The organism is Ferroplasma acidarmanus Fer1 (genome assembly GCF_000152265.2).
In the GTDB taxonomy this organism is placed as follows: Archaea; Thermoplasmatota; Thermoplasmata; order Thermoplasmatales; family Thermoplasmataceae; genus Ferroplasma; species Ferroplasma acidiphilum.
Map to the genome: position 1 here is coordinate 1924835 of NC_021592.1, position 10377 is coordinate 1935211.

11 protein-coding genes are annotated in these 10377 nt (G+C 30.7%); 4 read left to right on the forward strand and 7 right to left on the reverse strand.

What is annotated here, in order from left to right; translation table 11 throughout:
- The first annotated feature begins 36 nt into the window (after nucleotides 1-36).
- On the forward strand, nucleotides 37-864 hold the full coding sequence (locus FACI_RS09635) for an SDR family oxidoreductase (RefSeq protein ID WP_009888150.1): 828 nt from the start codon (nucleotides 37-39) through the stop codon (nucleotides 862-864).
- Nucleotides 865-883: 19 nt separating this feature from the next.
- Nucleotides 884-1870: a dTDP-glucose 4,6-dehydratase gene (gene rfbB / locus FACI_RS09640; RefSeq protein ID WP_009888151.1), complete on the forward strand. Its 987-nt coding sequence runs from the start codon at nucleotides 884-886 to the stop codon at nucleotides 1868-1870.
- On the opposite strand, the gene rfbC is transcribed toward rfbB, so the two are convergent.
- Nucleotides 1867-2406 carry a dTDP-4-dehydrorhamnose 3,5-epimerase gene (gene rfbC, locus FACI_RS09645; RefSeq protein WP_019841836.1) on the reverse strand — a complete coding sequence of 180 codons (540 nt, stop codon included), beginning with the start codon at nucleotides 2404-2406 and terminating at the stop codon, nucleotides 1867-1869. The two genes, rfbB and rfbC, sit on opposite strands and share 4 nt — an antisense overlap.
- 166 nt (nucleotides 2407-2572) lie before the next feature.
- On the opposite strand from rfbC, the gene FACI_RS09650 reads away from it, so the two are divergent.
- Both FACI_RS09650 and FACI_RS09655 read left to right on the forward strand, forming a co-directional pair.
- A complete protein-coding gene (locus FACI_RS09650) occupies nucleotides 2573-3643 on the forward strand; it encodes a glycosyltransferase family 4 protein (RefSeq protein WP_009888155.1) in 1071 nt (356 codons plus the stop codon).
- Nucleotides 3644-3782: 139 nt separating this feature from the next.
- Entirely contained in the window at nucleotides 3783-5756 is a 1974-nt protein-coding gene (locus tag FACI_RS09655; RefSeq protein ID WP_187288949.1) for a DUF2079 domain-containing protein, read from the forward strand.
- Nucleotides 5757-6344: 588 nt separating this feature from the next.
- Here FACI_RS09655 and FACI_RS09660 read toward each other — a convergent pair.
- From FACI_RS09660 to FACI_RS09680, 6 genes are all read right to left on the reverse strand, one after another.
- Complete coding sequence (locus tag FACI_RS09660) at nucleotides 6345-7085, reverse strand: glycosyltransferase (protein WP_009888159.1); 741 nt, start codon at nucleotides 7083-7085, stop codon at nucleotides 6345-6347.
- Between the two features lie 442 nt (nucleotides 7086-7527).
- Complete coding sequence (locus FACI_RS10500; RefSeq protein ID WP_084593871.1) at nucleotides 7528-7695, reverse strand: IS3 family transposase; 168 nt, start codon at nucleotides 7693-7695, stop codon at nucleotides 7528-7530.
- On the reverse strand, nucleotides 7626-7868 hold the full coding sequence (locus FACI_RS09665) for a hypothetical protein (protein ID WP_009888161.1): 243 nt from the start codon (nucleotides 7866-7868) through the stop codon (nucleotides 7626-7628). Before FACI_RS09665 ends, FACI_RS10500 begins: the two co-directional genes overlap by 70 nt.
- Nucleotides 7869-8110: 242 nt before the next feature.
- On the reverse strand, nucleotides 8111-8530 hold the full coding sequence (locus tag FACI_RS09670; protein ID WP_019841840.1) for a glycosyltransferase: 420 nt from the start codon (nucleotides 8528-8530) through the stop codon (nucleotides 8111-8113).
- A gap of 52 nt (nucleotides 8531-8582) precedes the next feature.
- Entirely contained in the window at nucleotides 8583-9521 is a 939-nt protein-coding gene (locus FACI_RS09895) for an IS3 family transposase (RefSeq protein ID WP_009886709.1), read from the reverse strand.
- Complete coding sequence (locus FACI_RS09680) at nucleotides 9521-9796, reverse strand: transposase (protein ID WP_009886710.1); 276 nt, start codon at nucleotides 9794-9796, stop codon at nucleotides 9521-9523. Before FACI_RS09680 ends, FACI_RS09895 begins: the two co-directional genes overlap by 1 nt.
- Between the last annotated feature and the right edge of the window lie 581 nt (nucleotides 9797-10377).

A 10377-nucleotide genomic window follows, 5' to 3' on the forward strand; every position in this document is an offset into this window, starting at 1 on the left:
TATAAACATAAATAAAATAATATTATAATGTTGTTAATGAAAACTTTAATAATTGGTTCCGGTGGCCAGCTCGGAAAGGCATTATCATCCATTTTAGAAAATAGCATACCGCTCTCACACGATGTTATTGATTTAAGAAATGTAAACAATATAGAAAATACTCTTGATAAATATAGCTTTGATACAGTAATTAACTGTGCAGCGATGACAAGTGTGGATAAATGTGAAATCGAGATTGACAGTGCATATTATATAAATGGTTTATCAATGAAATATATTGGAGATTATTGCAGGGAGAATAATAAATACTTAATTCATGTATCAACAGATTATGTTTTTAATGGCAATAAGGGAAATTACACCGAAGATGATATATCCTATCCCATTAATTATTATGGATTGTCAAAATTAATAGGGGATACCTATGCAAATTCTTATCAAAACTCATTGATAATAAGGACCTCAGGCGTATACGGAGCAAAGAATAATTTTCCATTGTATGTAATAGACAGATTAAGAAATAACAGTGGCATAAATGCATTTGACAATTATTATTCACCGGTAAATGCTAATGTACTAGCACATTCAATATCAAAACTGCTAGATTTAAAGTTAACCGGAATCCTGAATGTTTCCGGCCCCAGATTATCAAGGTATGAATTTGCATTAAAAATAGCGGATAAATTCGGGTTAAATAAAGCTCTAATAAATAAAACGGATTACAATTCCGTAAAATTTATCGCAAAGAGGCCGTACGATTCATCATTAAATAATGAAAAAGCAAAGGCTCTACTGAAATTCAGTTTTGATGACATTGATTATAATTTAAATGAGTTCAAAAAGAATATGGATAATTTAATTTAAAACCTATTGATTAACCTGTATGAAAACATTCCTGGTAACCGGAGGTGCTGGATTTATCGGCTCTAATTTTATTAACTATCTGCACAAAAATTATGAAGATTATATAATTAATCTTGATAAACTATCATACGGTTCAAATTTAAATAATATAGAAATAAGTTCAGATAAATATAAATTTATTAGAAAATCTATTGGAGATGATATAACAGAAATAATTGACAATACAGATTACATAATAAATTTTGCAGCAGAATCACATGTTGACAGAAGCATAGCCAATCCTCAGAGCTTCGTTTCAGAAAATATAAATGGTGTTCTTAATTTGCTGGAATGCATAAGAAAATCAAAGAATGACCCTGTACTGATTAATATAGGCACAGACGAGGAATATGGCGATATAGTAAATGGTTCTTTCATAGAGCAGGATATGCTTAAGCCTTCATCGCCCTATTCTGCATCCAAAGCTGCTTCTTCACTCCTTGCATTATCGTATTTCAGGACATATGGAATAAAAACCATGGTAACGAGGACATCAAATAACTTCGGAAAATACCAGTTCCCTGAGAAATTGATACCCAAAACAATTATAAGAAATCTATTGAATCTTGATATACCATTATATGGAAGTGGCAAAAATATAAGGGACTGGATTTATACAGAAGATAATGTCAGAGCTATATTGACTGTGCTATTCAAAGGAAAATATGGTGAGATATATAATATATCTTCAAACCATGAGCTGGAAAATATCGATATAGTGGAGAAAATTTTTGATCTAATGGGAAAGAAAGGGAACCTCAAATACGTTTCTGACAGGCCAGGGCATGATGTGAGATATTCAATAAGATCAGATAAATTAAAAAGTCTGGGATGGAAACCGGAATATGGTTTCCCGGATGCCTTAAAATTAACGGTTGAATGGTACATTAACAATGAAAAATGGTGGAGGCCATTGATAGGAAACAATACCCTGTCCGAGGAGCCATGGAAATTAAAATGGGATTAAAAATCTAGAGCCAGTTCATTTAAATGTTTTAATTTTTTATCCTTTTCTGATATTATTATGTTATCAGGCAGGCTTATATTTAATTCTTTATCATCATACCTTATTCCAGAGTCAAGAGACTGGTTAAACTCATTTGTGGTCAAATAAAGTACATATGAATCTTCCAGTGCAAGAAAACCATGGGCAAAACCTTCCGGTATATATATCATTTTGCCACTGGTTATTTCATATTCTACATGGCATTTAAATGATTTAGAGTCTTTTCTTAAATCTATTCCGTAATCAATTATTTTGCCTGATATTACTGTAATTAGCTTTCCCTGAAGTTCAGGATTTAACTGGAAATGGAATCCACGGAAAACATTTTTTTTTGAGAATGATAGATTTACCTGTGAAAATTTATTCTGTATATTGAAATCCTCCAAAATTTTCTCCCTGTATACTTCTTCAAAGAATCCCCTATTATCATCGAATTTTTTACTATTTACTAGTTTTACATCTTTAATTATTGGGTCGTCTGTAATTTCAAATGGCATTTTTGTTATTATTCTGTATTTAATAAATTTATTGAAGTATTGCCCAGAGTTTTTCTGCAATGTATTTCTCTATCAATCCCTTATGATTATATATATGAATTTGTAATATCATATTAATCGATATATAAGACTAAATTAATTTATATATAAACCGCATTAACTTTTAATGAAAGTCTTATTGATAGACGAATTTTCTAGAATTGGCGGTGGTCAGATTTTATCCAAGCTATTACTGGATTATTTTAATGAAAATTATGGTCAGACGTATCTGGCTGTTGACAGGGAGCATACATATATAAAGTATGAAAATATAATAGAAACCCCCTATTATTTCAGGGAAAACATGAAACTTCCCTCTTTATATTATTACGTAGCAAGAACAAAAAAATTCCTAAGGCACTATATACAGAACCAGTTCGATTTAGTTTTTAATAACCATCCAAATATGTTTCTATACAAAGCAGATATTAATGCTTTGCACGGTTTTTCTTTTCTTGATCAGATAATTGATGAATATGGAAATATAAAAAATAAAATAATTTTTAATTTTATCAAAAAAAGCGGTATGTATAATTTATATAACAACGCTAATTTTTTCGTTAATAGCAAATATACTTTACAAATTTCCAGGAAATTGTTCCCTCTATTAAATATAAAACCTAATCTTATGCGATTAATATACATTCCCGTAGAACACGCGGATAATACCGATTTGTCAATGAAAGATAACAATTTAGTTATAAGCATAGGCAGGATAGATATACGCAAAAATTATGAAGTATTGTTAAAGATAGCCGAGAAATTAAAAAATTACAGATTTATAATAGCGGGTGCATTGAATAGAGGAGATGAGGAATATTATAGGAACCTGATAAAAAACAAACCTAGTAATGTAGAAATTAAGGCAAACATAAATGAACATGATAAAATTGAATTATTAAAAAAAGCCTCAATATATATGCATATGAACAGGAGGGAGAATTACGGAATTTCAATATTAGAAGCGATGTCATATGGATTGGTGCCGGTTGTTCCTGAAAGTGGCGGGCCATGGGAAGATATAATAGAACATGGCAGGTATGGATATGGGTTTAATAGCGTTGATGACGCGGTGGAGCGGATAAAAAATATAGATTTTGACATTGTAAAAACTATAATAAATTCAATGGACAGATTTTCATTTAAAAATTTTTATTATAATATGGATAATTTTGTAGAAGAAGTTCAAAATAGTTAAATAGTAATCATTATTAGTCAATGTAGTGAGATACAAAATAAATTATTTTTATTTATTAATTTCGTTCACGGTTTTATGGATATTGATAAATCTGTGGTATATAATTTTCAATGTATATAATTTAAATAACGGAGGAATAGTGGATACAACAACATCATTGCAATCACTATTGTCTGCGTTTTATCATCAGCCTTTTGTAAATACCGTTCCAGGCGGTTCCTATTTTAGTGTGCATGCTTCTGAAATATTAATATTATTGTTACCATTCTTCGCTGTATGGCATAGCTTCATAAATTTATACATTATTCAAAGTGTACTGATTTATTCCGCAAGCATACCGCTATTCTTGTTAGCTCAGAAGAAATTGCACAATGACAAAGCCTCGTTTTTAATGGCAACGGTTTTTTTGTTAAATCCATATATCCATGACAATCCATTTGAAACTTTAACTTTATTCATGGGATTTATAATATATTCATATTATTTTTTTGATGCGAAGAGATACGTAGCATTTGGAATAACATTTATACTCGCTCTGTCTACAATGGAGTTTAATCCTGTAATAGGTGGATTCTTTGGTTTATACCTTATATTATTATTTTTGTATGATAAAATTAAAATCTCCAGCATAAAGAATTTAATTAAAAGACCTGTAGAACAATTTAAAGTTATAAAATCTCAGTTATCAGAACTTAAAAATTTTCGTTCCTATTTTTCTATCGGAATAATATTGCTAATAATATCCATAGGATTTTTTTACGGGGATAAATATTTAATATTATATTTTTCACACGGTTCACACGCTATAACAAGTAATATAGCCGGTTCCAATATCTCCTCTTTTTCTGCTATAATTAAAGATTTTAAAACAGATATTTCATCAAAAATAGATAGCTTAATGTATTTAAATTCCCCCTTTCTCTTCCTATCTTTTCTAAGTCCATTTGCATTGCTTGAATTGCCGTGGTTTTTGACATATTCCATATCAACATTTTCACCATACTGGAGTATAGGTGTTTATTATGATTCATATATAATACCATTCGCTGCCATTTCCGCTATATTAGGACTTTATAAAATACACAGTATGCTTGAAGACGGCGACAGAAAGAAAGTGGTAAACAGAATTGCCTATCTTGCCCTGATAGTTACGTTGATATTATTGATATCAAACGTTGTTGCACCTATGGTAACCAATCCTGTTTCTCCTGTAAACTCGAATGACTATGGAGTTGCCCAGCTTGCATCCCTGATACCCGGTAATGCCAAAGTTACCACGGGAGTAAATGAGTTGCCTATTGTCAGTTCATATGCATATAATACATGGTTTTATGGTCCTGAAAATAATTACGTTCTTTTCAATATTACGAATCCACCCAATCTAAATAATTATGGATTTTTAGCTGCTTCAGGTTCATATGCACTTTATGAAAAAGGTTATACAGGAAAACCAGAATTAAACAATTTGAATTACTCTGTAAAAGCAGGTACCTATACTCCAGGAGAACGATTAAGTATCAATTTATTAAATGGTAGGTATACACCACCAGGAAATAATAGCATATCATTACACCTGAGTTATTCAGGCAATGATGTCCAGACTATAAATTCAAATGCTAACAAAACATTGTTTTTGAATGACAGCTATGCAATGGTATATCCATTTAAGTTGAACAATTCTGAACAGCTAAGCAATATTATTTTGGATTCAAACATGTTATCGGGTTATTATATTCTGCAATCTATGATTACTACATCATTTAATGGAACACAATTAAACACATCATCAATAATTTCAACTGAAAGTTACGGCCAGAACCAGTACAATATGATTGACGAAAATTTTAATTACAAAAATGTACAGCTGGATTCCAACAAAACCTATTACCTATGGTTATGGTCTTCAGGTGATCCGGGAGGATTGGCATTTCCCATTGAAAATAAAACAACTTCACATTCCTATGTAGTAAAAATATATAATGGAACTGGTGCAGATTCATACGGATATTCTATCAACAAAATATACAGCTCTGTAGAAGAAAAATTAGTACCCAGATTAACCTTTGTTTTTAACTCCGACAAGATTCACAGAGCTTCANNAAGTAATGAATGAATTGNTNGCTTCCANAATTCNAAGGNGTTTGGNGCCAAAAGGNACCGGACTGGCAATTAAAGCATAACATCGTAATTGCTGTGTATCAATTTTCGACGGAGGGAAAGATGTATATGTTTATTCTAACTGTAGTTGAANCGGGAACANNCTGCGGAATGTGTCATGACAACAATCTTTCTGACTGTCTAACGCGGNAGAGAAGTGATAAATCCACTTTTACAGCACCCATACATAATTCTCGGATTTATATTTATTGCATCGGTTTTTGTTTACCCCTTGAGTTCGATAGTGAATAGAAACACAAGCGCATTAAATCTTAAATTAATTGAAATATCTTTAATAATATCTATTATTGTGTTCTATTCAGTGTTTACGTTATATTATTATAGATTTATCAGTATAGATTTAGTATACTTTAAAATTATAGGCGTTATTATCGCCATTTCCTTCTTTTTATTTATATTAAGGTTCAACAAGAATAAACAATAATTTTTTGGAAATATAATTCTATTGGAATAATTTAATTTTATATTATAGAGCTGATGAATATTTTTAATATTGGAATGCCTATGCAGCGGCAAATATATATCAAAAAATTGTTTTATAATTTCTTATTTCAACTCTCTTTGCTAATAATAATTCTATTATATAAACTCTAAAGAATTTTAAACTGGAAGTTACTTTTGATTTCCCATTTTCCCTTTCAGCGAATCTATAAGGTATTTCCTTCATTTTAACGTTATTATTACTGGCTCTTAAGAAAATACCTATTTCATACCCCCTCCACGCCTCATCTATATCTAACTTCAGCCCTTTTCTAAAGCCGATATAACACGATACCGGGTCCTTCACCTGTCTGCTGCTTTTCAAAAGTAGTTGTGCCATCAAAGATGCTCCACGGGATATAATACCACGTATTGGTTTTCTATTGCCCGAACTACCGTCTTTAACGTATCTACTGGCAATTACAATGTCATAATTTTCCAATAAACCATTATATATATTTACGAGGTATTTTGGTGGATGTTGCAAATCAGAATCCATAAGTATAATGTATTTTCCATCTGAGTGATTTATTCCCTGGTATCTAGCTATAAGGGTTGATTTTTTATGTTCATTAAATATATATTTTGATAATTTATTTTTATTACAGTATTCGATAATAAACTCTCTAGTACCATCGCTACTGTTATCATCAACAAATAATAACTGGTACTTTATTTTTGCATTTTTTAATATTGAATCTATATCAGAACAAAGTCGGGGAAGATTGTCTATTTCGTTCAGAGTTGCTAAAACAATTGTTAAATCGATATCTTCAATTCCCATTTTAATGGTATATAATATTATAATATAAAACTTCTCAGTAAAACTTTACCTGATATTAAGTGTCTAACCTCTTACATGTAGACACAGGAGATACTATTTTAATATTTTTTTCTATAGGTGCCTAGTGTTATTTGAGCTATTCTATTCCAAATCCTGTATTTCCAGACTTGACATAACAGATCCAATCTCATTTCAGATATCCAATGTAGACCAGAGAGTTATGTATAACGGCTAAATACTGGAAAGTGGTACGATTCATAGTAACTATCGAATATATACATATGAATATAGATAATATTATGAAAATACAAACATTATTCACATAATCCAACTTGCTAAATTTTTAATAATGTAAACTTCCCCATTACTCATGACTGATTCTTTATGTATATATACATACTTTATGTCAAATTCCAATACTGGTTTGCACTGTTTACTTTAACTATGTATTTATTACCCTTGTTGCTGGTTTTCTATTATTATAGGGATAATTCAGTAAATTGTTCTCCGACATTAGCCTCCTTACTTTCTTTTTATTTATTATGTATCCATGCCTGTTAAGGTATTTTGCTGTTTTCTTATATCCATAGCATACAAATTTACCGATAATAGTTTTTTAATGTTATTTACAACAGTTGAATTATCTATTACTACTGTATTATTTTCATCCTTTCTTAATGTAAATTCAGAGTTTTCTATTTCATTTTTAACAGGCTTATTGTTATTTTTAACTGCTGGTGTATTCCTAAAAACTGTAACTGGACATATTGGATATACTTGCAACTTTGCTTATCCTTAAACCCTTATTTATGTATTCAAAAACCATTTCCATGACATCATCATCCTTTTTTAAAGACCCGCTTAACAATAAATTCTCTAAATCTTGCTCTGCAAGAATTTTCATTAGCCCTTCACTTTCTATCTTTAACTTCCTTATATCGGAGCCGCCCCTTCTTGCTGGGGATTTGATTCCATCAACTCCAAATCAATTATGGAATTCTTTCTATTTATAGTATATCCATGTGTTAATTAAATGTTTCCTGGTTGCTATCAATTTTTTGATATTTTTCATTGACTGTTATATGATTGTTATGATAATAACATAGATTCTTATTATATTTGAATCTATTATATATAATTTCTAATTTATTATTAGAAAATAAATCATCATCTTCCAAAAATGAAATGATTTCCCCGTTCGCTATATTTAGTGCTTCAACAAGTTTCCCAAATAATGATTCTTCTTTGCTAACAATTTCAGTAATATGATTATTTTTAATATAAGTGTCAATTCTATTATCTATAAAGTTTTTAATAATTATAATTTCATAGTAATTTTTATCCAATGTTTGATTTATAACACTTTTTATTGCATTTAGCAAAAATTCTTTCCTTTTATATGCAGTGATTATAATACTTATATAGGGTAATTTATTATCATTCATCTATAAATATATGTATACTACTGATCTGTTCCCCCAAAATTTGGACAGTTTTTTAGTGTAATATTGAGACACTTTCATTCCTCCTGCTTATATTAATTTTCCTGCTTTTCAATCTTCTCTCCTCCCTTTTCATTCTATCTTCCAGAAACTTATTCCTGAATTCTTCACTGATGTTCCATTGTTTTTCAAATTCTACAGGTGTTAAATAGCCTATAGAAGAATGTGGCCTGTAATTGTTGTAATCATTGAAGGCGTATTCCATTAATTCCTTAGCGTCTTCATAGCTTTCAAGGTCATTCTGCCATATATAATCAGTTTTCAATGAATTATGGAATGACTCTATATCCCCATTATCCTCAGGTGTTTGCTTTTTAATGTATTCATGTTTAATATTCAGTAACCTTACAGTATCTTTAAAGCTTTTAGCTATATACTGTGTTCCATTGTCTGTCCTCAGTACAAGATTACTAAGATTAGAATTACTGTACCTTATTGCATATGCCTCTTCTATTGGCTTTACACAATCTTTGGCTGTGCATGTCCTTGAGAAATTGTATGAGATCCATCTTTTGGAAAAGCAATCCTTTACAGCCATTAAATAGTACATCCCATTATGTGTGCTGACATAGTGTATGTCTGTTTCCCATAGCTGGTTTATGTCTGAGGGCTTTGTTAAATTCCTTTTGTTTGTCCTGTTCTTATGCTTTGCATATGGTAATTGTAAATTCCTTGATTTTATTATTCTCCTTACCGTTTTTATGTTTATTTTAACCCCTTCATTCCTTAATACAGCCCATATTCTCCTGTGCCCGTATGTAACCCTTTTTCCTGATATCTCCAGTACCCTATTTATTGTATTTTCAGGTATCCTTGATTTCTTATGCTTTACTGTAATTTTCCTGTTATAGTAGATGTATGATCTCTGTATTCCGGTTATTTTAGAGAACCTTGATACTGATAGTTTATTTCTAAGGTTATTTACTGCTTCCATTATCTCTTCCCTCTGTAATTTTTTTTTAATTCATCTATAACCAGAGCCTGGTCACCTACCAGTCTTTTTAATTTTTCATTCTCTTTCTGGTATTCATTTTCTCCAGATCTACCTGATTCATAGAATCCCTTTTTTCCTGATTCTATAAATTTATCCCTCCATTTATAGAAGCTGGCTACAGATACTCCATGCCTCCTGCATAGCTCTGCTATATTATTTGATGTAAATGATTCCATTACTATTGCTACCTTTTCATCTGGTGTAAATTTCTCCATTATATCACCTCATTATATTCCAATTTATATTTATCAATTTCTATATATTCCACTTGATAACTGTCTAAATAATAAAGGGTACGGACCAGTTATTGATATAGTAAAATCTAAAATCAATACCTACGAGGTTCTTGCAAACCCTGCAAGCATGAAATTCCTTTTTTTCGACAGCGACAATTCTGATATAAACACACAGTTTGACGAATTAAGGAAAATTCTGGTACCTATGGGCTACATACCATTTCTGGTACTGGATGTTGAACATTACGTTGAAGTGGGAATACGCCCTAAAGCTTCATACAGGAGCAACAAAGTTAATCTTATTATGCTTATTCTCACACTGGTATCAACGATATATGTAGGTTCTATATATGCCAGCAGCTTTGTACATCCCGGCACATTTGCGGAAGAGTATAAACTGCTTTACGGATTTGTTTTCTTTTCACTTCCATTGATGTTTATACTGGGGATACATGAAACTGCACATTATATTGTTGCAAGGAGGTATAAGGTTAATGCATCACTGCCATTTTTTATCCCATTTCCATATTTGATAGGAACATTCGGGGCATTTGTTTCAC

What these genes read in the sequence shown, in the direction of transcription:
- FACI_RS09635 (WP_009888150.1), top strand. Translation starts at nt 37, where the DNA reads ATGAAAACTTTAATAATTGGTTCCGGTGGCCAGCTCGGAAAGGCATTA.
- rfbB (WP_009888151.1), top strand. Translation starts at nt 884, where the DNA reads ATGAAAACATTCCTGGTAACCGGAGGTGCTGGATTTATCGGCTCTAAT.
- rfbC (WP_019841836.1), bottom strand. Translation starts at nt 2,406, where the DNA reads ATGCCATTTGAAATTACAGACGACCCAATAATTAAAGATGTAAAACTA.
- FACI_RS09650 (WP_009888155.1), top strand. Translation starts at nt 2,573, where the DNA reads ATGAAAGTCTTATTGATAGACGAATTTTCTAGAATTGGCGGTGGTCAG.
- FACI_RS09660 (WP_009888159.1), bottom strand. Translation starts at nt 7,085, where the DNA reads ATGGGAATTGAAGATATCGATTTAACAATTGTTTTAGCAACTCTGAAC.
- FACI_RS09670 (WP_019841840.1), bottom strand. Translation starts at nt 8,530, where the DNA reads ATGAATGATAATAAATTACCCTATATAAGTATTATAATCACTGCATAT.
- FACI_RS09895 (WP_009886709.1), bottom strand. Translation starts at nt 9,521, where the DNA reads ATGGAAGCAGTAAATAACCTTAGAAATAAACTATCAGTATCAAGGTTC.
- FACI_RS09680 (WP_009886710.1), bottom strand. Translation starts at nt 9,796, where the DNA reads ATGGAGAAATTTACACCAGATGAAAAGGTAGCAATAGTAATGGAATCA.